This window comes from Arthrobacter sp. SAFR-179 (assembly GCF_059414945.1).
Genome location: NZ_JBPFDM010000003.1, coordinates 362,825 through 389,556, shown reverse-complemented (window position 1 = coordinate 389,556; position 26,732 = coordinate 362,825). Strand labels below are relative to the sequence as shown.

At 64.9% G+C, this 26,732-nt stretch carries 25 protein-coding genes; 19 read left to right on the top strand and 6 right to left on the bottom strand.

Translation table 11 applies throughout. The annotated features are described in order from the left end of the window. Nucleotides 1–2 precede the first annotated feature (2 nt). From ACR65K_RS08640 to ACR65K_RS08600, 9 genes are all read left to right on the top strand, one after another. Complete coding sequence (locus ACR65K_RS08640) at nucleotides 3–905, top strand: bifunctional methylenetetrahydrofolate dehydrogenase/methenyltetrahydrofolate cyclohydrolase (RefSeq protein ID WP_440152274.1); 903 nt, start codon at nucleotides 3–5, stop codon at nucleotides 903–905. A gap of 159 nt (nucleotides 906–1,064) precedes the next feature. Beyond that, a complete protein-coding gene (locus ACR65K_RS08635; RefSeq protein ID WP_440152320.1) occupies nucleotides 1,065–2,009 on the top strand; it encodes an ABC transporter ATP-binding protein in 945 nt (314 codons plus the stop codon). Then, the gene (locus ACR65K_RS08630; protein WP_440152272.1) at nucleotides 2,002–2,847 is read left to right on the top strand and encodes an ABC transporter permease; all 846 of its coding nucleotides are present in this window, start codon (nucleotides 2,002–2,004) and stop codon (nucleotides 2,845–2,847) included. Before ACR65K_RS08635 ends, ACR65K_RS08630 begins: the two co-directional genes overlap by 8 nt. After that, nucleotides 2,844–3,656, top strand: a complete 813-nt coding sequence (locus ACR65K_RS08625) for an ABC transporter permease (RefSeq protein WP_440152270.1) — start codon at nucleotides 2,844–2,846, stop codon at nucleotides 3,654–3,656. The genes ACR65K_RS08630 and ACR65K_RS08625 overlap by 4 nt, the downstream gene beginning before the upstream one ends. Nucleotides 3,657–3,717: 61 nt before the next feature. Beyond that, nucleotides 3,718–4,281 (top strand): hypothetical protein, encoded by a 564-nt coding sequence (locus ACR65K_RS08620; RefSeq protein WP_056332446.1) that lies wholly within the window; start codon nucleotides 3,718–3,720, stop codon nucleotides 4,279–4,281. Nucleotides 4,282–4,291: 10 nt separating this feature from the next. Further along, a complete protein-coding gene (locus ACR65K_RS08615; RefSeq protein WP_440152269.1) occupies nucleotides 4,292–5,125 on the top strand; it encodes an exodeoxyribonuclease III in 834 nt (277 codons plus the stop codon). Between the two features lie 16 nt (nucleotides 5,126–5,141). Continuing rightward, nucleotides 5,142–6,185 carry a tryptophan--tRNA ligase gene (gene trpS / locus ACR65K_RS08610; RefSeq protein ID WP_056332444.1) on the top strand — a complete coding sequence of 348 codons (1,044 nt, stop codon included), beginning with the start codon at nucleotides 5,142–5,144 and terminating at the stop codon, nucleotides 6,183–6,185. A 4-nt stretch (nucleotides 6,186–6,189) separates the two neighbouring features. Next, nucleotides 6,190–6,894, top strand: coding sequence for a 2'-5' RNA ligase family protein (locus tag ACR65K_RS08605; RefSeq protein ID WP_056332441.1), 705 nt, complete (start codon nucleotides 6,190–6,192; stop codon nucleotides 6,892–6,894). Between the two features lie 58 nt (nucleotides 6,895–6,952). After that, entirely contained in the window at nucleotides 6,953–7,927 is a 975-nt protein-coding gene (locus ACR65K_RS08600; RefSeq protein WP_440152319.1) for a YihY/virulence factor BrkB family protein, read from the top strand. 31 nt (nucleotides 7,928–7,958) lie between these two features. Here ACR65K_RS08600 and ACR65K_RS08595 read toward each other — a convergent pair whose 3' ends face one another. After that, a complete protein-coding gene (locus ACR65K_RS08595) occupies nucleotides 7,959–10,193 on the bottom strand; it encodes a hypothetical protein (protein ID WP_440152318.1) in 2,235 nt (744 codons plus the stop codon). Between the two features lie 139 nt (nucleotides 10,194–10,332). Here ACR65K_RS08595 and ACR65K_RS08590 point away from each other — a divergent pair, with 139 nt between their 5' ends. Beyond that, nucleotides 10,333–11,634 (top strand): ABC transporter substrate-binding protein, encoded by a 1,302-nt coding sequence (locus ACR65K_RS08590; RefSeq protein WP_440152267.1) that lies wholly within the window; start codon nucleotides 10,333–10,335, stop codon nucleotides 11,632–11,634. Between the two features lie 68 nt (nucleotides 11,635–11,702). On the opposite strand, the gene ACR65K_RS08585 is transcribed toward ACR65K_RS08590, so the two are convergent. The 5 genes from ACR65K_RS08585 to sdhC all read right to left on the bottom strand — a co-directional run bounded on the left by ACR65K_RS08585 (nucleotide 11,703) and on the right by sdhC (nucleotide 16,105). Then, nucleotides 11,703–12,476, bottom strand: coding sequence for an alpha/beta hydrolase family protein (locus ACR65K_RS08585; protein ID WP_440152266.1), 774 nt, complete (start codon nucleotides 12,474–12,476; stop codon nucleotides 11,703–11,705). A gap of 91 nt (nucleotides 12,477–12,567) precedes the next feature. Next, nucleotides 12,568–13,350, bottom strand: a complete 783-nt coding sequence (locus ACR65K_RS08580; protein WP_440152265.1) for a succinate dehydrogenase iron-sulfur subunit — start codon at nucleotides 13,348–13,350, stop codon at nucleotides 12,568–12,570. A 1-nt stretch (nucleotide 13,351) separates the two neighbouring features. Beyond that, the gene (gene sdhA / locus ACR65K_RS08575) at nucleotides 13,352–15,151 is read right to left on the bottom strand and encodes a succinate dehydrogenase flavoprotein subunit (protein ID WP_056332427.1); all 1,800 of its coding nucleotides are present in this window, start codon (nucleotides 15,149–15,151) and stop codon (nucleotides 13,352–13,354) included. 108 nt (nucleotides 15,152–15,259) lie between these two features. Beyond that, entirely contained in the window at nucleotides 15,260–15,721 is a 462-nt protein-coding gene (locus ACR65K_RS08570; RefSeq protein ID WP_142030605.1) for a succinate dehydrogenase hydrophobic membrane anchor subunit, read from the bottom strand. A 3-nt stretch (nucleotides 15,722–15,724) separates the two neighbouring features. Further along, a complete protein-coding gene (gene sdhC / locus ACR65K_RS08565) occupies nucleotides 15,725–16,105 on the bottom strand; it encodes a succinate dehydrogenase, cytochrome b556 subunit (protein WP_081620212.1) in 381 nt (126 codons plus the stop codon). Nucleotides 16,106–16,380: 275 nt separating this feature from the next. Here sdhC and ACR65K_RS08560 point away from each other — a divergent pair, with 275 nt between their 5' ends. From ACR65K_RS08560 to ACR65K_RS08520, 9 genes are all read left to right on the top strand, one after another. Continuing rightward, a complete protein-coding gene (locus ACR65K_RS08560) occupies nucleotides 16,381–17,514 on the top strand; it encodes a mannose-1-phosphate guanylyltransferase (RefSeq protein WP_440152263.1) in 1,134 nt (377 codons plus the stop codon). Nucleotides 17,515–17,614: 100 nt separating this feature from the next. After that, a complete protein-coding gene (locus tag ACR65K_RS08555) occupies nucleotides 17,615–18,832 on the top strand; it encodes an amidohydrolase (RefSeq protein WP_056332422.1) in 1,218 nt (405 codons plus the stop codon). Nucleotides 18,833–18,984: 152 nt separating this feature from the next. After that, entirely contained in the window at nucleotides 18,985–19,419 is a 435-nt protein-coding gene (locus tag ACR65K_RS08550; protein WP_440152261.1) for a MarR family winged helix-turn-helix transcriptional regulator, read from the top strand. Between the two features lie 43 nt (nucleotides 19,420–19,462). After that, entirely contained in the window at nucleotides 19,463–19,894 is a 432-nt protein-coding gene (locus ACR65K_RS08545) for an organic hydroperoxide resistance protein (protein WP_440152259.1), read from the top strand. After that, nucleotides 19,891–20,907 carry an NADP-dependent oxidoreductase gene (locus ACR65K_RS08540; protein ID WP_440152258.1) on the top strand — a complete coding sequence of 339 codons (1,017 nt, stop codon included), beginning with the start codon at nucleotides 19,891–19,893 and terminating at the stop codon, nucleotides 20,905–20,907. The genes ACR65K_RS08545 and ACR65K_RS08540 overlap by 4 nt, the downstream gene beginning before the upstream one ends. Before the next feature lie 256 nt (nucleotides 20,908–21,163). Continuing rightward, on the top strand, nucleotides 21,164–22,273 hold the full coding sequence (locus tag ACR65K_RS08535; protein ID WP_440152257.1) for a BMP family lipoprotein: 1,110 nt from the start codon (nucleotides 21,164–21,166) through the stop codon (nucleotides 22,271–22,273). 180 nt (nucleotides 22,274–22,453) lie between these two features. Beyond that, on the top strand, nucleotides 22,454–24,025 hold the full coding sequence (locus ACR65K_RS08530) for an ABC transporter ATP-binding protein (RefSeq protein WP_440152256.1): 1,572 nt from the start codon (nucleotides 22,454–22,456) through the stop codon (nucleotides 24,023–24,025). Further along, on the top strand, nucleotides 24,018–25,406 hold the full coding sequence (locus ACR65K_RS08525; RefSeq protein WP_440152254.1) for an ABC transporter permease: 1,389 nt from the start codon (nucleotides 24,018–24,020) through the stop codon (nucleotides 25,404–25,406). The genes ACR65K_RS08530 and ACR65K_RS08525 overlap by 8 nt, the downstream gene beginning before the upstream one ends. Further along, nucleotides 25,403–26,728, top strand: a complete 1,326-nt coding sequence (locus tag ACR65K_RS08520; RefSeq protein WP_440152252.1) for an ABC transporter permease — start codon at nucleotides 25,403–25,405, stop codon at nucleotides 26,726–26,728. The genes ACR65K_RS08525 and ACR65K_RS08520 overlap by 4 nt, the downstream gene beginning before the upstream one ends. Nucleotides 26,729–26,732 lie beyond the last annotated feature (4 nt).

Here is a 26,732-nt window from a genome sequence, read left to right as displayed (position 1 = left end):
CCATGACTGAAACCACCACCGCACAGATCCTTGACGGCAAGGCTACCGCTGCCGCCATCAAGGCCGAGCTGACCGAACGCGTGGCCGCACTCAAGGCCAGGGGCGTCACTCCCGGCATCGCCACCGTACTGGTGGGCGCGGACCCTGCCTCGCAGCTGTACGTCTCCATGAAGCACAAGCAGTCTGAGCAGATCGGGATGAACTCCATCCAGCGCGAGCTCCCGGCCGATGCCACCCAGGAGCAGGTGGAGGCCCTCATTGATGAACTCAATGCGGATCCGGCCTGCCACGGCTACATCGTGCAGTTGCCGCTGCCCAAGCACCTGGACCAGGACGCCATCCTGGAGCGCATCGATCCCGCCAAGGATGCCGACGGCCTGCACCCGACCAACCTCGGCAGGCTCGTGTTGAACGTCAACAACAAGATCGACACGCCCCTGCCGTGCACGCCCCGCGGGGTCATCGAGCTCCTGGAGCGGAACGGCTACAGCCTGGCAGGCAAGCATGTTGTGGTGGTGGGGCGCGGCGTCACCATCGGCCGCTCAATCGGCCTGCTGCTCACGCGGCGGGACGTGAATGCCACCGTGACCCTGACCCACACCGGTACGAAGAACCTGTCGGAGCTGCTGCGGCAGGCGGACGTCATTGTGGGCGCCGCCGGCGTGAAGCACATCGTCAAGGCCTCGGACGTGAAGCCGGGCGCGGCGTTGCTGGATGTCGGGGTTACCCGCGAGACCGATCCGGAGACGGGCAAGAGCCGCGTCTACGGCGACATCGATCCCGCCGCGGCCGACGTCGCCGGCTGGATTTCGCCGAACCCCGGCGGCGTGGGTCCCATGACCGTGGCGCTGCTGATGACCAACGTGGTGGAGGCTGCGGAACGCGCCGCAGCCCAGGCACGCTAGTCCCGGCATTAAACGTCCGACGGCGGTACGGCACCTTTCGCATGGAAGGCGCCGTACCGCCGTCGTCCGTTTAAAAAGGAACCTGCAAGCACACTTCCGGATGCGTCCCGCCTCCACTAGTCTGCACAGGTGCACAACCACGCCCTGACCTCCTCCGGAATGCTCACCGGAGACCCGCAGTCCGGCACCGTCATCTCCGCCGCGAACCTGGTCAAGACCTATGGTGACGCGGCCGCTGTGGACGGCATCTCCTTCAGCGTGCCCGCGGGGGAGTCCTTCGGACTGCTGGGACCCAACGGAGCGGGCAAATCCACCACCATGAAGATGATCGGCGGTGTGACCCGCCGGACCGCTGGACAGCTAAGCATCATGGGCCTGGACCCGGACACGCACGGGCCGGAGGTGCGCGCCCACCTGGGCGTGGTGCCGCAGCAGGACAACCTGGATGAGGAACTGCGCGTCCGCGACAACCTGCTGGTCTACGGCCGCTACTTTGGCCTGCCCATGAGCTACCTGAAGCCCAAGGCCGACGAACTGCTGGAGTTCGCCCAGCTGACGGACAAGGCCAGGTCCAAGGTGGACGCGCTCTCCGGCGGCATGAAGCGCCGGCTCACCATCGCCCGTTCCCTGATCAACGAGCCGCGGATCCTGCTCCTGGACGAGCCCACCACCGGCCTGGATCCGCAGGCCAGGCACATCCTGTGGGACCGGCTGTTCCGGCTCAAGGAGCAGGGCGTCACCCTGATCCTGACCACGCATTACATGGACGAGGCAGAGCAGCTCTGTGACCGGCTGATCGTGGTGGACAAGGGCCGGATCATGGCTGAGGGTTCACCCGCGCAGCTGATCCGGGAGCATTCCACCCGGGAGGTGGTGGAGCTGCGCTTCGGTTCCGAACGGAACGCCACTATAGGGTCGCAGCTGGAAGGGATCGGGGAGCGTCTTGAGGTGCTGCCGGACCGGGTGCTTGTCTACGCGCACGACGGCGAGTCAGCCCTTGAGCAGGTATCGGCCCGCGGCCTGAGGCCGCTGACATCGCTGGTCCGCAGGTCATCCCTGGAGGACGTGTTCCTTCGGCTCACCGGCAGGAGCCTCGTTGACTGAGGAATCGTTGGTGGGCGCGGGCCGCCGTGCCCACGGCCCTGCCGTCGCGGCTGCGAAGGCCCGGCGCTGGGGCGCCTTCTACTATGCCGAACAGGTGCTGCGGGTGATGAAGGGCTACACCTGGTCCATCCTCATGTACAGCGTGGGCCAGCCGGTGGCGTACCTGTTCGCGATGGGAGTTGGCCTGGCCAGCTTGGTGGACACCGGCAACGCGGCCATTGGCGGGGTGTCCTACCTGGTCTTCATCGCCCCTGCGCTGCTGGTGTCGGCCGCCGTGATGACTGCGGCCAACGAGTTCACGTTTCCGGTGATGGCCGGATTCAAGTGGCGCCGCACGTACTTTGGGCCGCACGCCTCGCCGCTCACCCCGGGACAGATCGCCGCCGGGCACATCATGGCCGTGACGCTGCGCCTGGTGCTGCAGTCGGCCCTGTACTTTGCCGCCGTGGCGCTGTTTGGGGCCTCACCCTCGGGCTGGGGCTGGGCCGGGATCCTGGTGGCCACCCTGACGGGACTGGCCTTCGGGCTGCCGCTGATGGCCTATTCCGCCGCGATCACCGAGGACAAGGGCCAGTTCGCGCTGGTGATGCGGTTCATCGTAATGCCGCTCTTCCTGTTTTCCGGGACGTTCTTTCCGCTGGACAACCTGCCGCCGGCCGTCCGCTGGGTGGGGTGGATCTCGCCCATCTGGCATGGCACGGAACTGGGAAGGGTGCTCAGCTTCGGATACGGGGAACCGCCGCTCCTCACGGTCCTGCACGTCGCTGTCCTGACGGGGATGGCAGTCATTGGCTGGGTCCTGACGCGGCGGCGGTTTGCCCTGAGGATGGGCCAGTGAGCGTGACGGAGCAGGCGCGCAGCCGCACCTTCGGACCCCTGTATTCGCACAACGCCGGGGCGGTGATTGCCCGCGGCCTGATGGCCACCCGGAGCAGCAACTGGCTGGTGATGGTGTCCGGGTTCTTCGAACCGGTACTGTTCCTTATTTCCATGGGGGTGGGACTGGGCGGCCTCGTGGGCGATGTCCAGGGGCCCGACGGCACCACCATCAGCTATGCGGCCTACATCGCGCCGGCGCTGCTGGCCGTCTCCGCGATGAACGGCGCGGTCTATGACTCCACCTGGAACGTGTTCTTCAAGATGAACTTTGCCAAGCTCTACCAGGGGATGCTGTACACGTCGCTGGGGCCGCTGGATGTGGCGCTGGGCGAGATCTTCCTGGCCCTGCTGCGGGGAATGCTCTACGCCACCGGCTTCACGGCGGTGATGGGCGTCATGGGACTGATCACCACGGCCTGGGCGGTGCTGATGATTCCTGCGTCGGTGTTGATCGCCTTTGGGTTCGCCAGCCTGGGCATGGGCATCACCAGTTTCCTCAAGACCTTCCAGCAGATGGACTGGATCAACTTCATCCTGCTGCCCATGTTCCTCTTCAGCGCCACGTTCTACCCGCTCAGCGTCTACCCGCAGCCCATCCAGTGGTTCATCCAGGCCATGCCGCTCTGGCACGGCGTGGAACTGCTGCGGCAGATCAGCGTCGGCAGTTTTACGGCTGCCACGCCGGTGCATGTTGGCTACTACCTGGTGATGACCGCCGCCGGCATGCTGCTGACCACCCTGCGCCTGCGAAGCCTGTTCCTGAAGTAGCCCTGTTCGCCGGGGGTGGAAGGCTGCGGGAGCACAGTGCGCTGTTTGAGACAATAGCTGCATGCGAACTTTGGGCAGCTCTTCGTCATCCTCCAAACCCGCCCGTGGCGGTTTCTCGATGTTCCGGATCAGCGGGCCGGGCCTGATGGTCCTGGTGACGGCGTTCATCGTTGCCGTCATCTTCGCAGCGAACCAGAACGACGTCGTGGGCTGGGTCGTCGCCGTCATTGCCGCCTTCTGGCTGGCGCTGGCTGCGTTCGTTGTCTTCAGCATCCAGCGTGCCGCCAAGAAGGCCGGTGCCAAGCTGTCCGAGGCCCAGAGCGCCTTCAACACCGCAACGGGCCGGATACCGGCGCGCCAGTCCGCCGACCACGGCGGCACCCAGGTGGTCTACGAACGTTCCGAGGCCGACGAGGTGCGGGACCTGAAGCTTGACCACTCCTTCAAGATCGTCCAGGTGCAGGTCCGTGTGGTGGAGGAGGAGCGCGCCAAGGGCGCCGCCGCCAACCAGGACACCATCAACCGCGCCCTTGAGACCATCGAGATCACAGCCACGAATGCCAGGGACATGATCAAGTCCGCCGGCGGCAGCGGGGAGCCGGTGACCGGAACCATCATCGACTAGAGTGGAGCGGGTGAGCTCGGCATTGAAGAAGGACCACCTTCGCATCGCATCCGTTAACGTAAACGGCCTCCGGGCTGCCTACAAGAACGGCATGGCGGCATGGCTGGAGCCGCGCGAAGTGGACATCCTCTGCCTGCAGGAAGTCCGCGCACCTGATGCCATCGTCCGGCAGCTGCTGGGGGAGGGCTGGCATATCCTGCACGCCGAGGCCGAAGCGAAAGGCCGTGCCGGCGTCGCCATAGCCTCCCGGGAAGAGCCGCTGGACACCAGGAACGGCATCGGGGACGACTACTTCGCCACCGCCGGACGCTGGGTCGAAGCCGATTTCCGCGTCCGCGATTCCGCAGGGAACCCCGTGCAGCTCACCGTTGCCAGTGCCTACGTGCACTCCGGTGAAGTAGGGACTCCAAAACAGGATGACAAATTCCGCTTCCTGGACGTCATGAGCACCCGCCTGCCCGAGCTGACCAAGCACAGCGACCATGCATTGGTGGTGGGAGACCTGAATGTTGCCCACACGCCCCGGGACATCAGGAACTCCAAGGGCAACCTGAAGAAGGCCGGGCACCTGCCGGAAGAACGTGCCTACTTCGACCGGTTCTTTGGCGAGGAGATCGGCTGGCATGACGTCCACCGGACCCTTGCCGGCGACATCGACGGGCCGTACACGTGGTGGTCCTGGCGCGGCAAGGCATTCGACAATGACACCGGTTGGCGCATCGACTACCACATGGCCACTCCCGAACTGGCGGCGTCCGCCGTTACGGCTGTGGTGGACCGTGCAGCCTCCTGGGACACCCGCTTCTCCGATCACGCCCCGCTGGTAGTGGACTACCAGCTCTAAGCCCGAAAGTTTTTCCATGACCAGCCAGACTTCCCCCACTGCCAAGAAGCGCATCCTTTCCGGCGCCAAGCCCACTGCCGACTCCCTGCACCTGGGCAACTACATCGGTGCCGTGCGCAACTGGGTGGACATGCAGGCGGAGTACGACGCCGTCTTCTTCATCCCGGACCTGCATGCCATCACGGTGGACTTCGACCCCGCGGAACTGGCCAAGCGGACCCGCATTGTGGCTGCCCAGTACATCGCGGCCGGCATCGACCCGGACAAAAGCATCTTCTTCGTCCAGTCCCATGTCCCCGAGCACGCGCAGCTCGCCTGGGCCCTGAACTGCATCACCGGGTTTGGCGAGGCCTCCCGGATGACCCAGTTCAAGGACAAGACCCAGAAGTCCGGCGCAGACGCCGCCACGCTGGGCCTTTTCGCCTATCCCACGCTGATGGCCGCGGACATCCTCCTCTACCAAAGCGATCTGGTGCCTGTTGGCGAGGACCAGCGGCAGCACCTGGAACTCACGCGGAACCTGGCGCAGCGGTTCAACACCCGGTTTGGCCACACGTTCACGGTCCCTGAGGCAACGATCGTCAAGGAAAGCGCCAAGATCTACGACCTCCAGAACCCCAGCGCCAAGATGTCCAAGACGGGGGAGTCCCCCAATGGTGCCATCCAGCTGCTGGAGGATCCCAAGATCGCGGCCAAGCGCATCAAGTCTGCAGTGACCGACGCCGGGACGGACATCCGCTTCGACGCCGAGGAGAAGCCCGGGGTTTCCAACCTGCTGACCATCTACTCCTCCCTGACGGGCAAGTCGGTGGCGGAGCTTGAAGCCGAGTACCAGGGCAAGATGTACGGCCACCTCAAGGTTGACCTGGCCGAAGTGGTGGTGGACTTCATCACCCCGCTCCGAAACCGGACCAACGAACTGATGGCCGATCCCGCCGAGCTTGACCGGCTGTTGGCCCTGGGCGCGGAACGGGCCCGCGAGATTGCCTCGGCAACCCTTGGCCAGGTGTACCAGCGGATGGGCTTCCTGCCGTCCCTCAGCCTCGCAGGGGTCCGCTAGCGCCATGTCTTCGGGAAACGTCACCGCCAGGGGAGGTGCCTGTTCTGCCGGCCAGGTGGAGCGGACCCGGGCCGACCGCTTCGAAGACCAGTCGGGCCGGAGTGCGGCCACGGACCGTGACGTGACAGGAAGCGAAGAAATCAGCGTCGGCGTCATCCTTGGCTTCCCAGCCGAAATCGCCGGGGAACTGCAGCGCTGGCGGGCGTCCTTTGGCGACCCCCTGGCGGACGTGGTTCCGGCCCACATCACGCTGGTCACCACCACCCCCACCCAGGACTGGGAAGCGACCCGCCGCCACGTCCGTGAAGTTGCGCGCTGCCAGAGTCCCTTCATGGTGACCATCGCCGGGACCGGAACATTCCGGCCCGTCTCTCCGGTGGTCTTCATTAATGTGGAGGACGGATTCAATGAGTGCGTGGACCTGCACCGCAGGCTCCAGCAGGGCCCTCTCCACCGCGAACTGCCCTTTGCGTACCATCCGCACGTCACCATCGCCCATGACGTCGCACCGGAAAGCCTGGATGAGGCCGAAACGGTGCTGAAGAACTACAGAGCAACCTTCCCCGTGGTTAGCATGGGACTCTATGAGCATGATGCCGAGGGCATCTGGCAGCTACGGGAAGAGCTGGACTTTGGGACCGAAACTGACAACCACGCCGGCACCCGCTTCACGGACGCTGCCGCGGACTCCGCAACCGAAGGCGGCTGACCGGCCGCCGCTGCCCACCGAGCGCGCCCAGCTGAAGCTGGCGGTCATCCAGAAGCGGATGGAATGGGGCAAGGCCAGGAGATCCGGGAGCGGGCTGTTGCCGAGCCTGATGGCCACGGTCCAATGGCTGCAGGCCAGGCTCAACACGCTGCGGCCCATGCGGGCGTTCCAGCACTACAATCTCCAGCACGGCCCCTTGCTGAGCGCCGGCATCGGCTTCCGGATGTTCTTCTCCATCACCGGCCTCCTGACGACCGGCTTTTCGGTGGCCGGGCTTGTTCTCAGGAGCCAGCCGGCCCTGCTTGACACCATTATTGCCACGGTGGCGCAAAGCGCCCCCGGACTCCTGAAGGTCAACGGCGGCGAAGGACTGGTGGACCCGAAAGACCTCCTGAACCCGGACGGCCTTGGGTGGACCGCTGTGATTGCCGCCGTGGTCACCGTCATCACATCGCTGGGCTGGATCAACGGCATCAGGGACGGCCTGCGCGGCGTGCTGCGGATGCCTCCGCCCGTGGTTAATCCCATCCTGATGAAGCTGCGCGACGCCGGAACCCTCCTGCTGCTGGGCGTGGCCCTGGTGATCAGCGCCGGAGCTTCACTGGTGTTCGGGACGCTGGCCGGGTGGGTAGCGGATTTCCTGCACCTCACAGATGCCGTGGCCGGCCCCTTGACGACGTCGGTCAAGATCGTTGTTCCGCTGGTCCTGAACTGGGTCACGGCGCTGATCATGTTCCGGCTGGCCGCCGGGCTCAAGCTGTCCCGCCGGGCACTGATCGAAGGCACTGTCCTGTCCGCCGTGGGGACCACAATTTTGCAGATCTTCAGCACCGAACTCCTTGGCGGTGCCAGCCGCAACCCCATCCTGGCGCCGTTCGCGATCATCATCGGCCTGCTCATCTGGTTCAACCTGGTCAGCCAGGTCTACCTTGTCTCCGCCGGCTGGGCGGCAGTCCGTGAGGCAGACCAGGAGGCGGACGGCGTGCCGCGAAAGACGATCCTGGGGGCCCGGCGGACAACTCCGCAAACCTGAGGCGCAGGAGGAGGTCCTCCACTCCTTGCAGTTATGGAGCCTGCACCAGTCCCTCCCACGCTACTGTCCAACCGGATGGAAAGCCGGGTGCATGCCGGTCCGGGCCGTTGTCCCATCCGGCAGCCATCAGGGCGACGGCGGCGAGAAGACCGCCGTTACCGGGAAGGTACAGCGGCAGGGACTCCGTCTGCCGGTTGTGCCCGTTGACCAGGACTGTGTTCTTGGGCGTTTCCTGCAGGAGTGCGTCCACAGCCGTTTCAGGGTCGCCCAGCCGGGCGGCCGTCATGGCCATGACCGGATAGTCCCAGCCCCAGGTACTGTCCCAGTCCCAGTCAGCAAGGACACCCGCGAGCGTGGCCCGCATGACGGTTTCGTCGATCAGGTCCGTCAGTGGGAGGACGCCAAGTGCGCAGAGCATCGAGGGGTGGTCTGTCCTGATGGTGAACGGTTCCACATCCATGGCTGCGTACACGCCATTGATCACGCGCGGAGGGACCAGGCCATCGGCCACCGCCAACCATGACTCGACCGGTTCCAGGCCCAGCCGCTCCCGCCAAGCCGCGGCAATCCGGAGAGCCCACTGCCAGTAGGCCAGTTCGAAGGTCGGATTGGTGACGGTGGCACGGAGCGGCCCATAGCTCTCCTGTGCGGGAATGAGCGGCGGCCCCAGTTCGAACCCTCGCGCCGTGGGGTGGGCGAAACTGGCCATAAAGGCAGCGGATTCGAAGACGATCTCCGCGAATTCCTCGAGTACCGCCGGACTGGGGTTGGCGCGGTAAACCAGTTCCGCCAAGTGGATGGGATGCGGCTGCTGCCAAATCAGGAAGGTTCCGATGGGGCTGGGGCTCTCCCTGCCATCCGGACCTACCTGTTTCGGCCAGCGGACGCCGTCGAACCCCTGCATCCTGGCCGTCTGCCGGGAACTTTCCAGCACTGTTGAATACCAGCGGAGGGACGGCAGGATGAGTTCCGGCCGGTTCCAGTGCGCAAAGTGGGCAGCGTGCCACCAGTGCATCTCCAGGTGGAAGCGGCCCCGCCAGGAATTGCAGACCAGTCCGGTTTCCTGCGGCGGCAGTGATCCCGAGCAGTTGACCGCCGTGAGGTACTGGGACAGCACAATGCGGCGTTCCAGCTCCCTGGCACGGGGGTCGTCCGTTGCAGCAAGTTCAATAGCGCCGCCCGAAGACCAGAATCTTTGCCAATACGCCGCGGACGCTGAAGCCACACTATCCGCCGGTGAAAGCCCGACGCCGTAACCTCCTGGGGCGGGACTGCTGCCCTTGGGTGCCCCGGCAGCCGGCCGGTTGTTTCCCCGTGGAATGCAGTCACCGTCCTCCCCGGAGCTGAAGGCAATGGAGAAGTCCAACACTCCGCCCCACGGCCCGTCCGAAGTGCCGGGCACGATCCGCAGACGGTGTTGTTCCGTCTGCATCACCGTGAAATCCTGCCCAGTGATCATCACCTGATAGCGGGAGTTGTCCAACCTCCGGCCGGCGGTCCACATCCTGGTGGCACTGCCTTCTGCGGTTACCGCTTCAGTGAGCGACGTTGTGTGGGCATCCGGGCTGTTCCAATCGGCGGCGTCGTGCCAGGCCTCAGAGCCATAGGGAAAGCTGACGCCGACCACCAGGCCGGAGCCAAGGGCGGGGGACTCCACACGGAAGCCGAGTTCGTCCCGGTCCGGGTGGCAGGCAGTTGTGACTTTTACCGGCTGGCCTGCAACTGTGAAGTGACTGGTCACCACCCCAGTCCACAGATCCAGGGTTTGTTCGGTGTCCGTCACCTCACCTCTTGTGATTGCACGCTCTGAGCCGTCCTCCATCCAGCGCAGGCCAATCCGTCCCAGGTCCAGTCGGTGGGCGTTCGCGCGGAGCCACGTTTCAGCAGCGGAGGTATCTGTTTCGCGGTCGTTGACGATGTCGCCCACCATGTCCACGTAGGGCACCGGGCCGCGGGGCGAATCGTAGAGAACTGTCGAGCCGGCCAGGTCGTACGTGTGTGGAGCGGGCACAGAGTGCCATCCCCATTGGGCCTGGGTGCCCAGCAGCGTGCCCGGCGGCAGGTCGCCGCGCGCGCCTACAGGGTATTCGTCGGGAAGGGTCTGGAGGCCTGTGAGATCGACGGTGTAAGCGAATTCTCCGTTTCCCACCGAGACCGGGCTTCGCGGGTCGAGGTGCTGCTGCCGGATGTTGTGGCGCTGCACGAGTTCCTTGCGGTCGATGCCTGCATGGGATACCCCGCTTTCGCTGGTGCTTTGGCTGTGCACTCCGCACGCCCTCCTGTTGGTGTCCGCGTTGACGTTTGAAGAATAGTTCAAAGTCGAAACTATTGACCCCAACATACACCTTTGATACGTTTCAGGAACCGTTTTCCCGCCCCTTCTGACTGAGGAAGAAGCCTGCCCAATGACGCGTCAAGGTATCCGAGGTATTCGTAAATCGATCGCTGTCCTGTCGGCCGCAGCCCTGCTGGCCACTACTGCCGCCTGCTCGAGTCCCTCCTCCAACAAGGCGGAGGATGGGCCGGTCGAAATCCGTTTTTCCTGGTGGGGCAACGCAGGCCGCGCGGACCTGACCAACAAGGCGATCGCGGAATTCGAAGCAGCGAACCCCAATATCAAAGTGAAACCGGAATACGGCGACATCAGCGGGTACTTCGATAAGCTCGCCACCCAGATGGCCGCCAACGACGCCCCGGACGTCATCACCATGGGTGGCGCCTATCCAGCCGAGTATGCCAACCGCGGGGCCTTGCTGGACCTGTCGAAGGTGGAGGGATCGCTTGACCTGTCCAGGATTGACCAAGGGGCGCGGGAGAACGGGCAGGTCAAGGGCAAGCAGTACGGCGTCTCCACGGGAGCCAACGCGCTGGCGATAGTGGTCAACCCGGCCGTCTTCGCCGCAGCCGGCGTTCCCCTTCCGGATGACAGCACCTGGAGCTGGGACGACTTCGCCAGGATCGCCACGGACATCACCAACAAGAGCCCGAAGGGTACATACGGAACGGCAACCGTCCTCACCCACGACTCCCTGGACGCCTTTGCCCGCCAGCGCGGGGAATCCCTCTACACCCAGGACGGCCAACTGGGTTTGGGCAAGCAAACGGTTCAGGACTACTTTGATTACTCCCTGGAGTTGAGCGGTTCCGGTGCTGCTCCGAGTGCCTCGGAAACTGTCGAAAAGCTCAACGTCAGCACCGAGCAGACCCTCATGGGCATGGGGAAGGCCGGAATGATGCTCACATGGAGCAATTCACTGACAGCCCTCAGCAAGGCCTCGGGCGCTGACCTGAGGCTGCTCAAGCTTCCCGGCGAAAAGCCCACTCCGGGAATCTGGCTTCAGTCCTCGCAGTTCTACACCATCTCTGCCCGCAGCAAGCACACTGACGCCGCCGCAAAGCTGGTGAACTTCCTGGTCAACAACCCGTCAGCGGCCAAGATCATCCAGAGCGACAGGGGCATTCCCGGAAACGCTGAAATGCGGACAGCCATTCAGGGCCTGTTGACACCACAGGGCAAGGTGGAAGCGGAGTACATCGACCAGATCGGCAAGATGGACTTCGCCCCCACGTACATTGGCCCCACCGGATCAACGGCTGTTTCCGAGATTACTGCCCGAATCAATACAGACGTCCTGTTCAAGCGCCTCACGCCGGAGAAGGCAGCCGAGCAGTGGATCAGCGAGAGCAAGGCGGCCATCGGCAAGTAGCCTTCCGGCGGCCGCGGTGTCTCCGCTAAGGCGCGGGGCATCCATCCGGAAGGCAGCAAGGAAGCCGCTCAGGCGGGTGCTGCGTCGAGGTACTGGTCGGCCCAGGCGGCGATGATCCTTGCTGCCCGGGCGGCCTGGCCCTTGCCGGTCAGGAGGTGGTCGCTGCCCTCAAGGGAGACGAAGTTCCGCGGATGCCGTGCCGTCTGGAAGATGGTGCTGGCATTTTCGATCCCCACGGTGTTGTCGGTGGGGGAGTGCAGCACCATCAACGGCTTGTGCAGCTGTTTGATGCAGTCCGTCAGGTCCGCGTTCTCCAGGTCCTCCACGAAGTGCCGGCGGATCTCCACCCGCTTGCCGCCCAGGTCCACTTCGGCGCTGCCCTCGCTCAGGATCCTGTCCAGCGCCGCATCGAAGACGTGGGCAACGTGCTTGGGGGAGAAGGGCGCTCCGACGGTGGCAACGGCGTCCAGCTCAGGAATTTCCCGCGCGGCGGCAAGGACCGCGGCGCCGCCGAACGAGTGGCCCACCAGCAGGGAGATCCCCTTTCCCTGGCTGCCCATGAATTCTGCAGCCTTCACTGTGTCGGCCACCTTGTGGCTGAATGAACCCGCTGACCATTCCCCTGCCGAGCCGCCCAGGCCCAGGTTGTCGAAACGCAGCATGCCGATGCCGCTGTCCGCCAGCGCCTTGCACATGCGGGACGCGGAGGGGCTGTCCTTGCCCAGTGTGAAACCGTGCGAGAAGACGCCCCAGCCTTTGACGGGACCCTCCGGGACGTCAATGATGCCGGACAGCGTCTCGCCGGTGGACCCGGTGAAGGACACTTTTTCGGAGCGGGACAAGGAGGACCCCTTTCTGCTGAAACGGCCGACGGCGCCCCCACCACACGTGGTGAGCGACGCCGTCGGCCGTTATATCTGTTGGTGAACGTGCCTAGATCTTGCGGGCCAGGATGGCCTGCTTGACCTCCGCGATGGCCTGCGTGACCTGGATGCCGCGGGGGCAGGCCTCCGAGCAGTTGAAAGTGGTGCGGCAGCGCCACACGCCTTCCTTGTCGTTCAGGATCTCCAGGCGCATGTCACCGGCATCATCACGCGAGTCGAAGATGAAGCGGTGCGCGTTGACGATTGCGGCGGGGCCGAAGTACTGCCCATCGGTCCAGAACACCGGGCAGGAGGACGTGCACGCGGCGCACAGGATGCACTTGGTGGTGTCGTCGAAACGCTCACGGTCCTCGGCGGACTGAAGGCGTTCCCGGGTGGGCTCGTGGCCCTTGTTGATAAGGAACGGCATGACCTCGCGGTACGACTGGAAGAACGGCTCCATGTCCACGATTAGGTCCTTCTCCACCGGCAGGCCCTTGATGGGCTCCACCGTGATGGGCTTGGACGTGTCCAGGTCCTTCAGCAGCGTCTTGCAGGCAAGGCGGTTGCGGCCGTTGATGCGCATGGCGTCGGAACCGCACACGCCGTGGGCGCAGGAGCGGCGGAAGGACAGCGTACCGTCCATCTCCCACTTGACCTTGTGCAGGGCATCCAGGACACGGTCCGTGCCGTACATGGTCACGTGGAAATCATCCCAGGTGGCTTCCTCGGAAACCTCCGGGTTGTACCGGCGGACCCGCATGTGGACGTCAAACGTGGGGATTTCCCCGCCCCCGCCAACGCCGGCAGGAAGTTCGACCTTTGAGGCTGGCTCAGCGATTTCGGTGCTCATCCTAGTACTTCCTCACCATCGGCTCGTAGCGGGTAAAGACAACCGGCTTGGTGGCCAGTCGGATGCCGGCAATTGCTTCTGCCGATCCGTCAGCCGGGGCGTGGTCATCCTTGTACGCCATGGAGTGCTTCATGAATTTCTCGTCGTCACGCTCGGGGAAGTCCTCGCGGAAGTGTCCGCCGCGGGATTCCTCGCGGTGCAGGGCGGCCACGGTCATGACCTTGGCCAGCTCCAGCAGGAAGCCGAGTTCAACGGCCTCGAGCAGATCCAGGTTAAAGCGCTTGCCCTTGTCCTGGACGTTGATGCGCTTGTACCGCTCCTCGAAGGAGGCGATGTCCCGCAGCACCTGGTTCAAAGTGTCCGCCGTGCGGAACACCTGCATGTTGGCGTCCATGGTGTCCTGCAGTTCCTTGCGGATCTGCGCCACCTTTTCATCGCCGGTGCCGTTGCGGGCAATGTCCAGCAGTTCGGTGGTGTAGGCCAGCGGGTTCTCCGGCAGCTCCACGAACTGGGCGGTCTTGGCGTATTCAGCTGCGGCGATACCTGCCCGCTTGCCGAAAACGTTGATGTCCAGCAGGGAGTTGGTGCCCAGGCGGTTGGAACCGTGGACGGATACGCAGGCCACTTCGCCGGCTGCGTAGAGGCCGGGGACTACGGTGTCGTTGTCCTGGAGGACCTCTGTGGTGATGTTCGTGGGGATGCCGCCCATGGCGTAGTGCGCTGTGGGGAACACGGGCACCGGCTCGGTGTACGGTTCCACGCCCAGGTAGGTGCGGGCGAACTCGGTGATGTCCGGCAGCTTCGCGTCGATGTGCGCCGGCTCAAGGTGGGTCAGGTCCAGGAGGACGTAGTCCTTGTTCGGACCGCAGCCGCGGCCTTCGCGGACCTCGTTGGCCATGGAGCGGGCCACGATGTCACGGGGCGCCAGGTCCTTGATGGTGGGGGCGTAGCGCTCCATGAAGCGCTCACCCTCGGAGTTGCGCAGGATGGCACCTTCACCGCGGGCGGCCTCGGAGAGCAGGATGCCCAGGCCGGCCAGGCCTGTCGGGTGGAACTGGAAGAACTCCATGTCCTCCAGGGGGATCCCGCGGCGGAAGGCGATGCCCATGCCGTCCCCGGTGAGGGTGTGGGCATTGGACGTGGTCTTGAAGACCTTGCCGGCGCCGCCGGAGGCGAACACCACGGACTTGGCCTGGAACACGTGCAACTCGCCGGACGCGAGGTCGTAGGAGACCACGCCGGCAACGCGCTTCTGCTTGAACGGCGTGCCGTCTGCGCGGACAGCGTCCTCTTCAACCGTCAGCAGGTCCAGCACGTAGTACTCGTTGTAGAACTCAACGTTGTGCTTGACGCAGTTTTGGTACAGGGTCTGCAGGATCATGTGTCCCGTGCGGTCCGCGGCGTAGCATGCGCGGCGGACCGGAGCCTTGCCGTGGTCGCGGGTGTGGCCGCCGAAACGGCGCTGGTCAATGCGGCCTTCGGGCGTGCGGTTGAAGGGCAGGCCCATCTTTTCCAGGTCCAGCACGGCGTCGATGGCTTCCTTGGCCATGACCTCGGCGGCGTCCTGGTCAACCAGGTAGTCGCCGCCCTTGACGGTGTCGAACGTGTGCCATTCCCAGTTGTCTTCCTCGACATTGGCAAGGGCTGCGCACATGCCACCCTGTGCCGCACCAGTGTGCGAGCGGGTGGGGTAGAGCTTGGTCAGTACTGCTGTGCGCGCACGCTGACCGGATTCGATCGCGGCGCGCATGCCAGCGCCACCGGCACCGACGATGACGACGTCGTACTTATGGACCTGCATACCAGATGCTCTTTCTCTCAAAATTCGCTATAAAACAACGGGGCGGCTTCGCCTGCTCCGCAAAACAGGGCCCGCGGAAAAGCCCGCGGGCCCGGGGTTGTGCCAGTGCTAGGCAGGGCAGAATCCACCAGGAAGGGCAACACCGTTCACCACAGGGCACGGGTTGAAGGTGAAGATGACCAGCGTGCCCAGGAGGATGATGACGACGGCCGCCGCGTACAGGACGGTCTTCAGCCACCGGCGGGTGGAGGTCTTCTCGGCGTAGTCATTGATGATGGTCCGCACGCCGTTGGTGCCATGCAGCATGGCCAGCCAGAGCATGGCGAGATCCCAGAACTGCCAGAAGGGGTCTGCCCACTTGCCGGCGACGAAACCGAAGTCGATGGCGTGGATGCCTTCGCCCACCATGAGGTTCACGAACAGGTGGCCGAAAATGAGGACCACCAGCACCACGCCGGAGAGGCGCATGAACAGCCAGGCGATCATCTCGAAGTTGCCCCGGGAGCCGCCGCTGCGGCGGTACTGGGGGGCGATCCGCCCGCTGCGGGGGCTCTCGATCGTTGCAGTCATGGCTTAGTGACCTCCGAGGGCGAGGGACAGGTGGCGGATGGAGAAAGCGACCATGGTCACGACCCACAGGGCCAGGACTGCCCACAGCATCTGCCGCTGGTACTTGGCGCCCTTCTTCCAGAAGTCGACCGCAATGATCCGCAGGCCGTTGAAGGCGTGGAACACGATGGCGGCAACAAGGCCGGTCTCGCCCAGCGCCATCAGGGGGTTCTTGTAGGCGCCGATCACAGCGGTGTAGGCCTCCGGTGACACACGCACCAAGGAGGTGTCCAGGACGTGGACCAACAAGAAGAAAAAGATCACTACACCGGTAATGCGGTGTCCTACCCAGGACCACATGCCTTCACGGCCGCGGTACAAGGTGCCAGCTGGTTTTGTCGGCACTGATAAACCTCCCTGCAACACAGCGGCGCTGGCATGAGATCCATGCGGGGGGAACGCCTGCTGCGAGAGCACTCGTAGCTCAGGCCTAAATCTAGGCTCCGCTAACAGCTTATTCAATTTAGGAGTTTCTTGGTGCCCAGTACTGGAGCGGATTTTCCGGTGAAATGAGACGAACGCCACATCTGTTCCGGCTTTTGGCCGGGACGGTACCGGAAAATGCGGGTCCGGTGGGTCTGCAAGGGACCGGTTGCGGCCGTTCCGCTAAAGTAGCCCTGATGAGTACAGACAAAGTGACAAGCCCGGCTTCACCCCTTGACCGCTTTATTGCGGTGATTCCGGCAGGCGGAGTGGGGACCCGCCTCTGGCCCCTGTCACGTGCCGCAGCTCCCAAGTTCCTTCACGATCTCACGGGATCGGGCAGCACCTTGCTGCGCGCCACCTACGACCGGCTGCATCCGCTGGCAGGCAGCCGGATGCTGGTCGTCACTGGCAAGGCGCACCGCGATGCCGTGTGCCGGCAGTTGCCCGAGCTGCACGATTCGGACCTGGTCCTCGAGTCGGAGCCCAAGGACTCCGGTGCGGCCATCGGCCTTGCCGCTGCCATCCTGCACGAGCGCGATCCTGACACCATCATGGGTTCCTTCGCCGCAGACCAGGTCATCAGCCCTGACGATCTGTTCCAGCAGGCCGTCCGTGAGGCCATCTTTACTGCCGCTGCCGGCAAGATCGTCACCATTGGCATCAAGCCCACGCACCCGTCCACCGGGTTCGGCTACATCCGTTCCGGGCAGGACCTGCACATCGAGGGCGCGCCCAGCGCCCAGGATGTGGTGGAGTTCGTCGAGAAGCCCGACGAGGAAGTGGCCCAGCAGTACGTCGACAGCGGTAACTACGTGTGGAACGCCGGTATGTTCGTGGCGCCGGTGGCGCTGATGCTCAAGCACCTTGAGGCGAACCAGCCCGAACTGTTCCAGGGCCTGCAGGAAATCGCCCGCGCGTGGGACACCCCCCAGCGCGACGAGGTCACCGGGCGCGTCTGGCCAACGCTGCCGAAGATCGCCATCGACTACGCAGTGGCCGAGCCCGCCGCCGAAGCCGGGGACGTCGCCGTCGTACCCGGGACCTTCCGTTGGGACGACGTTGGCGACTTTGCCTCGGTGGGGCGCCTCAACAGCGCCAAGGAAGTGGACGACGTCACGGTCCTCGGCGAAGGTGCCCGCGTGTTCACCGAGAACTCGAGTGGCGTTGTGGTCACCGACACCAAGCGCGTGATCGCCCTGATCGGCATCCAGGACGTTGTCATCGTGGATACGCCGGACGCTTTGCTGGTGACCACCATGGCCAATTCCCAACGCGTCAAGGCTGCCGTTGACGCACTCAAGGCAAGCGGCGACACGGACGTTCTCTGATCCCGGAACCTGCCGGCCCAACCCGCGCCGGCAGGTTTCGGGATGTAATGAGGCGTCAGTGAATGGGCACGAAAGCCAACACCCTCGCTAGAGTGAAGCAGTGCGCAATTACACTACTGAAGCCGAGCCCACCGCCCTGGTGGCTCCCTGGCTCGAACCGCTTTTGCCTGAACTGATCGAATTCCGGCGGGACCTGCATGCGCACCCGGAACTGTCCTTCAAGGAGTTCCGCACCACCGACAAGCTCGCCGAGCGGCTCGAAGCTGCCGGCCTGAGCCCCCGCCGCCTGGAAGGCACCGGTCTGACGGTGGACGTGGGCGAAGGCCCCATCGCCACGGCGCTTCGCGGCGACATCGATGCCCTGCCCATTATCGAGGAGACCGGGCTGCCGTTCGCGTCGAAGAACCACGGCGTCACCCACGCCTGCGGCCATGACGTGCACACCACCACCATGCTGGGCATCGCCCTGGTACTGCACCGGATGCACCAGGAATCACCCCTCGGCGCCACCGTCAGGATCATCTTCCAGCCTGCTGAGGAGACCATGCCCGGCGGCGCGCATTCCTGCATTGAACAGGGTGTGCTGGACGGCGTCCCCCGGATTTTGGCGCTGCACTGCGACCCCCGCATTGAAGTGGGCAAGGTGGGAACCCGCATCGGTGCCATTACCTCGGCGTCGGACACCATCCGGATCGAACTCTCCGGCCGCGGCGGCCACACGTCCCGCCCGCACCTGACCGAAGACCTGGTGTTCGCGCTGGCCCAGATCGCCGTCAACGTACCCGCCGTGCTGTCCCGCCGGGTGGACGTCCGCAGCGGCGTCTCCGTCGTGTGGGGCCAGATCACCGCAGGCTCGGCACCCAACGCCATCCCCGGCAGCGGCTACATGGCCGGGACCATGCGCTGCCTGGACCGGGACGCCTGGCACGCCGCCGGTGAACTCCTTGACGAAGTGGTCCACCAGGTGGCTGCGCCCTACGGCGTGGACGTCCACCTGGAGCACACCAGGGGAGTGCCGCCGGTGGTGAACTCCGAACACGAGACAGCCATCATCGAGGCCGCCGCCCGGGCCGAAATCGGCGAAAGCGCCGTGGTGCTCACCCCGCAGTCAATGGGCGGCGAGGATTTCGCGTGGTTCCTCGCGGAACTTCCCGGCGCCATGATGCGCCTGGGCACCAAGACGCCCGGCGGCGAGGACTACGACCTCCACCGCGGGGATTACATCCTGGACGAGCGCTCACTTGGCCTGGGTATCCGGGTCCTCACCGCAGCGGCGCTCCGCACCATCCGCGACCTGGAACAGACCCCGGTTTCCTGACAAGCCCTGCCTGGTATCCCCGCCCCGGGTGGGGATATCAGGCATCGCTGTTTCAGGACAGCAACAAGGGAAGTACGACGACGGCGGGGCACAAGGGCAGCCACAGGTGCCGTAAGTTGTGCACAACTTAGTGGTGGGCTATCGTTATACCCATGACCGAAGCACCCCGCCTGGACCGGCAAGTCTGTTTTGCGTTGTACTCGGCCTCCCGTGCCGCTACCGCCGTCTACCGGCCTGTCCTGGACGAACTGGGACTCACCTACCCGCAGTACCTAGTGATGCTGGTCCTGTGGGAGAACGAACCCCGGGGCGTCAAGGAACTCGGCGGGGAACTGGGCCTTGACTCGGGCACCCTGTCGCCGCTGCTGAAGCGACTGGAAGCCCTGGGGCTCGTGGAGCGGCGGCGCTCCGGCGAGGACGAACGCCGCGTTGCCATCCACCTGACACCGGCCGGGCGAAGCCTCAGCGGCCAGGCAAGTGCCATTCCGCAGCGGCTGGCCGACGCCGCAGGTCTCTCCCTGGACGAACTTGAACAGCTGCGGACCACCCTGGGCAAGCTCACGGCTGCCCTGCATGAATCGCTCTGAACCCGAATACTGCACCATCCCACCTACAGGACGGATATTTTTCGTGAAGACTCTCTACACCGCCGAGGCACTGGCCTCGGGTGAAGGCCGCGACGGCGCTGCACGCAGCAATGACGGCAAGCTGGCAGTGGCCCTCGCCAGCCCGGTCGAACTCGGTGGCAGCGGCCAGGGCACCAACCCCGAACAGCTCTTTGCCGCCGGGTATGCCGCCTGCTTCCACTCCGCTCTGCGCCTGGTGGGCCGCAAGGCAGGAGCTGACCTGACGGACTCGGCAGTGGCAGCGAAGATCCACCTGGGGCAGCTGGACGGCGGTGCAGGCTTCGGGCTTGCCGCCGAGCTCGAAATTGCCCTGCCGGCGCTGGACCTCGCTACCGCCGAAGAGCTGGTGGCCAAGGCACACGAGGTCTGCCCCTATTCAAATGCCACTCGCGGCAACATCAACGTTGACCTCAAGATTCTGGAGTACGCAGCATGAGCACAGCCCTTGCAACCACCACCCGTGAAATCCGGCTGGCCTCCCGTCCCGTGGGGCGCCCCTCGGGCGAAAATTTCGAACTTACCAAGTCGCCGCTGCCCACACTTGAAGACGGCCAGATCCTGGTGCGCAACCTTTTCATGTCCGTGGACCCCTACATGCGGGGCAGGATGAACGACGTCAAGTCCTACTCGGCACCCTTCGCCGTGGGCAAAGCGCTCGACGGCGGTGCGGTAGGCGAGGTGATCGCGTCCCGTTCATCCGCACACCAGGAGGGCGACGTCGTCGTGCATTCCCTTGGCTGGCGCGAGTACGCGGTGGTTGACGGCACTGCTGCCACCCCCGCCCGGACTGACCTGGCGCCAGCGTCGGCTTTCCTTGGCGCGCTGGGCATGACCGGCCTGACGGCCTACGCCGGCCTGCTGAAGGTCGCCGAATTCAAGCCGGGGGACGCTGTGTTCGTTTCGGGTGCGGCCGGTGCGGTCGGGTCCCTGGTGGGACAGATTGCCAAGGCCATGGGGGCTTCACGTGTCATCGGCTCCGCCGGCTCGCCGGCCAAGGTGGCCCGGCTCCTGGAGCTTGGCTTCGACGCCGCGTTCGACTACCACGACGGTCCGGTTGTGGAGCAACTGGAGAAGGCGGCCGGCCCGGCCGGTATCGACGTCTACTTCGACAACGTGGGCGGCGAGCACCTCGAGGCGGCCCTGGCAGTCCTGAACGTGGGCGGCCGGGTGGCCATGTGCGGTGCCATCGCGCAATACAACTCCACCGAACCCACTCCCGCACCCCACAACCTGATGCAGGCCATCGGCAAGCAATTGACCCTGCGCGGTTTCCTGGTGGGCGGGCAGCGGCAGCATGCGGCAGAGTTCGCGGAGAAGATGGCCGGGTGGCTGGCGGACGGGACCGTGCGCTACGACGAGACGATCGTCGACGGGCTGGAGAACGCTCCGCAGGCATTCATGGATCTCCTGGACGGCGCAAACACCGGCAAAATGCTGGTCCGGCTGTAGCCACCAGAACCAGGCATAAGCAGTAGGGGCACCGCGTTTCCGCGGTGCCCCTACTGCTTGGTAACAACTTGTAAACAATCTCCCGGATGGGCTCCTGGCGTGCTATGGGGACGTGGCGCAGGCCACTAAAGTAAGTGCCATCAGTGCGCTCCGGCGCAGTGCTGCGTGCCTTCAGTGAAAACAGAATTTCAGCGCCGAAACGGACACTCATTGAATTCCAGCCCGTAGCGCCACTCGCATCATCCCTGGAGGAAAATTGAAGAAATCACTGCGTGCCGTCTTCAAGCGCGGTTCAATGGCCGGTGTGGCCACCCTCGGTGCGTCCGCGCTTGTGCTCACCGCCTGCGGTGCAGCCCCCGAAGCCGGCAGCACCTCATCCGCAGGTGCCAGCGACTACACGGGCTGCATCGTTTCGGACTCCGGTGGATTCGACGACCAGTCCTTCAACCAGTCCTCCTACGAGGGCCTGAAGAAGACCGAGAAGGACCTCGGCATCAAGGTCAACCAGATCGAGTCGAAGACCAACAACGACTTCGAACCCAACCTGCGCGCCATGGTCACGGCCGGCTGCAACCTGACCATCACGGTCGGCTTCCTGCTGGGCGACGCCACCAAGGCCCAGGCCACCGCCAACCCGGACAAGCACTTCGCCATCATCGACTTTGGCTACGACAAGCCCATCAGCAACGTCAAGCCCATCATCTACGACACCGCGCAGGCAGCCTTCCTCGCCGGCTACCTGGCCGCAGGAACCACCAAGACCGGCACCGTGGCCACCTTCGGCGGCATCAAGATCCCCACCGTGACCATTTTCATGGACGGCTACGCCGACGGCGTGAAGTACTACAACCAGCAGAAGGGCAAGAACGTCAAGCTGCTCGGCTGGAACAAGGACGCCCAGGACGGCAGCTTCACGGGTGACTTCGAAAAGCAGGACGTGGGCAAGCAGCTGACCAAGAACTTCCTGGACCAGGGAGCGGACATTGTGATGCCCGTGGCCGGTCCCGTGGGCAAGGGCGCCGGCGCGGCGCTCAACGAGGCCAAGGCTGCCGGGAAGGACGTCAAGCTGATCTGGGTTGACTCCGACGGCTACCTCACCGCCCCGGACTACAAGGACATCATGCTCTCTTCCGTCATGAAGCAGATGGGCGAGGCCGTGGAGACGGTTGTCACCGAGGACAAGGACGGCAAGTTCAACAACACCCCGTACGTGGGCACCCTTGCCAACGACGGTGTGCAGCTGGCGCCCTTCCACGACCTCGATTCCCAGGTCCCCGCGGAAGTGAAGTCCGACCTCGAGAAGATCAAGAAGGACATCGTCGACGGCAAGCTGAAGGTTGAGTCCGCAGCAAGCCCCAAGGCCTGATCCACTAACAGGAAGCGCCACCGCCGGTCCGTCACCCACTGGCCGGCCGGTGGCGCTTTTTGCTGGCCGAACGTTTACCGCGCCCGGCCGGCTCCTCCCGGTACTGCAGCCACTAGGCTGGTGCTGCAGCCATATATCCCGTCCGGTCGATCACCGGGCGCTTCGAGATTGGTCAGAGTTTTGAAACTTGAACTCAGAGGGATCACCAAACGCTTTGGCACGCTCCTGGCCAACGACCACATCGACGTGGTGGTTGAGTCGGGCCAGATCCATTGCCTCCTTGGTGAAAACGGGGCGGGTAAATCCACCCTGATGAACGTGCTGTACGGGCTGTACGAGCCCTCCGAAGGCGAAATCCTCATCGATGACAGGCCCGTTACCTTCAGGGGTCCCGGTGATGCCATGGCGGCAGGGATCGGCATGGTGCACCAGCACTTCATGCTGGTGCCGGTCTTCACCGTGGCCGAGAACGTGGCACTGGGTGCCGAACCCACCAAGGCGGCCGGCTTCCTCAACCTGGACCAGACCCGGCAGCGCATCAAGGAGATCTCGGACCAGTACGGCTTCGACGTGAACCCGGACGCCCTGGTGGAGGACCTGCCCGTAGGCGTCCAGCAACGGGTGGAAATCATCAAGGCGCTGGTCCGCAACGCCAAGGTCCTGATCCTCGATGAGCCCACGGCCGTACTGACCCCGCAGGAGACCGACGAACTCCTGGACATCATGCGCCAGCTCAAGTCGCGCGGAACCTCCATCGTCTTCATCTCCCACAAGCTGCGCGAGGTCAAGGCAGTCTCGGACACCATCACGGTGATCCGGCGCGGCAAGGTGGTGGGCACTGCCGATCCTGCCGCCTCCACCACCGAGCTTGCCTCGATGATGGTGGGCCGTGCCGTAAGCCTGACCCTGGACAAGGCCCCGGCCCAGCCGCGGGAAACCACCTTCGAGGTCCGTGACCTCACCGTCATCGCGCCCAACGGACAGCACGTGGTGGATCACCTCAGCTTCCATATCAAGCGCGGTGAGATCCTGGCCATAGCCGGCGTCCAGGGTAACGGGCAGACCGAACTCACTGAGGCCATCCTGGGCCTGCAGGAACGCGTCAGCGGTTCCATCGTCCTGGACGGCAGGGAACTCGTGGGCCGGTCCGTCAAGGAAGTCCTGCAGGCCGGCGTCGGGTTTGTCCCTGAGGACCGCAAAGTGGACGGGCTCGTGGGTACCTTCTCCGTAGCGGAAAACCTGGTCCTTGATCTTTACGACAAACCGCCCTTCGCCAAGGGAATCAGCATGAGCCCGGCGAAAATCATGGAGAACGCCAAGGCACGCATCGGCGAATTCGATGTCCGCACCCCCTCTGCCGCAGCGGCCGCCGGAACGCTGTCCGGCGGCAACCAGCAAAAGCTCGTGATGGCCCGGGAGCTCTCCCGGCCCCTGCGTCTCTTCATTGCCTCCCAGCCCACCCGCGGCGTGGACGTGGGCTCCATCGAGTTCCTGCACCGGCGGATCGTCGCGGAGCGTGACCAAGGGACCCCGGTCATGATCATTTCCACCGAGCTTGACGAAGTGATGGAACTGGCCGACCGCATCGCGGTGCTCTACAAAGGCAAGCTGGTGGGCACCGTCCCCGCCGGGACAAGCCGCGACGTGCTGGGCCTCATGATGGCCGGCATCCCGCCGGAAGAACACGCACAGACCCCGCAGGCCGGCACCCCGGCCGCCACCTCCAATGCCGAGGGAGCCGACCATGCCTGACCAGCCTTCCCCCAAACACGCCAAAGACGACCCCCGGGTCGAAGACACCCAGCACGCCGCCGGCCAGGACAGCCTGGCCGCGGAGGACACGGCCGCAGTTGTGGCCGTCGATACCGCCGGCGGCGCCATGCAGCCCTCTGCTGTTCCGGCCACGGCCCAAAGCGGGCAGCTTCCCGGCGGCTCCGGGACCGTGCTGCGGCGGATCTTCACTGGAAGCGGCATCGTGTCCGTGCTGGCGGTGCTGCTGGCGCTGATCATCGGCGGCCTGCTCATCGCGAGCACGGACAAGCAAGTGGCCACCACGGCGGGCTACTTCTTCGCCCGGCCCACGGACATGCTGGCGGCTGTTTGGAATGCGGCCACGCGCTCCTACATCGCGCTGTTCCAGGGCTCCGTGTTCAACCCGCGCGGCAACGGGTTGGCCGCCCAGTTCGCGCCCTTCATGGAGACCCTCACCATCGCCACGCCGCTCATCACCGCCGGCCTGGGCGTGGCGCTGGCATTCCGGGCAGGGCTCTTCAACATCGGTGCCCAGGGGCAAATTATCGTGGCGGGCATACTGGCAGCCTGGGTGGGCTTCGCCCTCCACCTTCCGTTCGGCCTGCACCTGCTGCTGGTGCTGGTGGCGGGCATCGTTGGCGGCGCCCTCTGGGGCGGACTCGCCGGGCTGCTGAAGGCCCGCACCGGAGCCCACGAGGTCATCGTGACCATCATGTTCAACTACATTGCGCTGTACTTCCTGCGCTACCTGCTGAACACCCCGGCGTTCCAGCGGCCGGGGGAGTCCAACCCCATTTCACCCATCCTGGATCCGAGCGCCGTCTACCCGCAGATCCTGGGAAGCCAGTACCGGCTGCACCTGGGGTTCGTCCTGGCGATCGCCGCCACGGTCCTGGTGTGGTGGCTCCTCAACCGGTCCACAGTGGGCTTTGAGTTCCGTGCGGTGGGTGCCAATCCCAAGGCGGCGCAGACCGCCGGCATCAACGTCTCCCGCTCCACCATCCTGGTCATGGCCATCGCGGGCGGGCTCGCGGGCATGTCCGGTGTGGCCCAGGTTGCCGGCACCGAGAAGGTGCTCACGGACGGCGTCGCCGCCACGTACGGCTTTGACGCCATCACGGTGGCCTTGCTGGGACGTTCGACGCCGTGGGGCACCTTCGCTGCCGGCCTGCTGTTCGGCGCCTTCCGCGCCGGCGCGGTCCAGATGCAGATCCAGACCGGCACCCCCATCGACATCGTCCTGGTGGTCCAGTCCCTGATTGTCCTTTTCATCGCCGCACCGCCGCTGGTCCGGGCCGTCTTCGGACTGAACCCGCGGCGCAGGAAGCCCGCGCGAGCAGCCAGGTCCCGGCAGGCGGCCACTACCGGAGGTGCCGCATGAGCACAACAGTTTCTTCGTCCAGGCCGGGCAAACCCCAGCCCGGAGGACCCACCGCAGGTGCTCCATCCGCAGCACCGGCCACCAGGCCAGTCAGCTGGAAGACGCCCGTCCTGCTCACCGTCTTCGCCCTGGTCTCCCTGGTGTTCTTCGGATTCCTGGCCCCCAGCCAGACTGCCAGCTTCGGAATCTCCACCGGGGAAGACTTTTTCCAGCTGCCCGCACTGGAAATCAACGCGTTTGCCGGCGGCATCGTCTTATCCGTGCTCCTCGTGGCATTGGCGGGATACGCCGTCTACCTGAAGACAAAGAACCAGCCGGCTCCGGGCTGGCTGGCCGTCACCTTCATCGTGATCTTCGTGGCCGCATTCCTTATCTGGGTGGTGGGCGGCGCCCGTACGCCGGCCATCTCGCTTGCAGGGCTCATCGCGGGGTCCGTCACGCTTGCCGTTCCGCTCGTGTTCGGGTCGCTGTCCGGTGTCCTGTGCGAGCGGGTCGGCGTGGTCAACATCGCCATCGAAGGGCAGCTCCTGGGCGGGGCATTCACCGCAGCCATCGTCGCCAGCATGACAAAGAACGCCATCATCGGCCTGCTGGCAGCGGCCATCGCCGGTGCGGTGGTATCCATGGTCCTGGCCCTGTTCAGCATCAAGTACCTGGTGAACCAGATCATCGTCGGCGTCGTCCTCAACGTCCTGGTCTCCGGGGTGACGGGCTTCCTGTTCAGCACTGTGATGCAAACCAACAAAGCCCAGTTCAACTCACCGCCGGGCCTGGATGTGATCGACATTCCCGTGCTCTCCAGCATCCCGATCATCGGTCCCATCCTGTTCCGCCAGTCGCTGGTGGGCTACCTCATGTACGTGGCCGTCGCAGTGGTCTGGGTTGGCCTGTTCAAGACGAGGTGGGGCCTGCGGGTCCGGGCAGTGGGGGAGCACCCCCAGGCGGCGGACACCCTTGGCATCAACGTCAACGCCACCCGGTTCTGGAACGTCACCCTCGGCGGTGCCGTCGCCGGCATCGGCGGCTCCTTCTTCACCCTGGTGGCCATTGACAGCTTTACCAAGGAAATCTCCGGTGGGCGCGGCTTCATCGCCCTGGCCGCCCTCATCTTTGGCCGCTGGAACCCAGTGGGAGCCTTCTTCGCGGCACTCCTGTTCGGCTTCGCCGACAACCTCCAAAGCATCGTGACCATCATCGGCACACCGGTGCCCAGCCAGTTCATGGCCATGCTGCCCTACCTGGTGACCGTCCTCGCCGTCGCCGGCCTGGTTGGCAAATCCAGGGGCCCCGCCGCCAGCGGCATCCCTTACGTCAAGGGATGACTGC

Coding starts and splice junctions, on each gene's coding strand:
- ACR65K_RS08640 (WP_440152274.1), top strand. CDS start 3: ATGACTGAAACCACCACCGCACAGATCCTTGACGGCAAGGCTACCGCT.
- ACR65K_RS08635 (WP_440152320.1), top strand. CDS start 1,065: ATGCTCACCGGAGACCCGCAGTCCGGCACCGTCATCTCCGCCGCGAAC.
- ACR65K_RS08620 (WP_056332446.1), top strand. CDS start 3,718: ATGCGAACTTTGGGCAGCTCTTCGTCATCCTCCAAACCCGCCCGTGGC.
- trpS (WP_056332444.1), top strand. CDS start 5,142: ATGACCAGCCAGACTTCCCCCACTGCCAAGAAGCGCATCCTTTCCGGC.
- ACR65K_RS08605 (WP_056332441.1), top strand. CDS start 6,190: ATGTCTTCGGGAAACGTCACCGCCAGGGGAGGTGCCTGTTCTGCCGGC.
- ACR65K_RS08600 (WP_440152319.1), top strand. CDS start 6,953: ATGGAATGGGGCAAGGCCAGGAGATCCGGGAGCGGGCTGTTGCCGAGC.
- ACR65K_RS08590 (WP_440152267.1), top strand. CDS start 10,333: ATGACGCGTCAAGGTATCCGAGGTATTCGTAAATCGATCGCTGTCCTG.
- ACR65K_RS08580 (WP_440152265.1), bottom strand. CDS start 13,350: ATGAGCACCGAAATCGCTGAGCCAGCCTCAAAGGTCGAACTTCCTGCC.
- sdhA (WP_056332427.1), bottom strand. CDS start 15,151: ATGCAGGTCCATAAGTACGACGTCGTCATCGTCGGTGCCGGTGGCGCT.
- ACR65K_RS08570 (WP_142030605.1), bottom strand. CDS start 15,721: ATGACTGCAACGATCGAGAGCCCCCGCAGCGGGCGGATCGCCCCCCAG.
- ACR65K_RS08560 (WP_440152263.1), top strand. CDS start 16,381: ATGAGTACAGACAAAGTGACAAGCCCGGCTTCACCCCTTGACCGCTTT.
- ACR65K_RS08550 (WP_440152261.1), top strand. CDS start 18,985: ATGACCGAAGCACCCCGCCTGGACCGGCAAGTCTGTTTTGCGTTGTAC.
- ACR65K_RS08540 (WP_440152258.1), top strand. CDS start 19,891: ATGAGCACAGCCCTTGCAACCACCACCCGTGAAATCCGGCTGGCCTCC.
- ACR65K_RS08525 (WP_440152254.1), top strand. CDS start 24,018: ATGCCTGACCAGCCTTCCCCCAAACACGCCAAAGACGACCCCCGGGTC.
- ACR65K_RS08520 (WP_440152252.1), top strand. CDS start 25,403: ATGAGCACAACAGTTTCTTCGTCCAGGCCGGGCAAACCCCAGCCCGGA.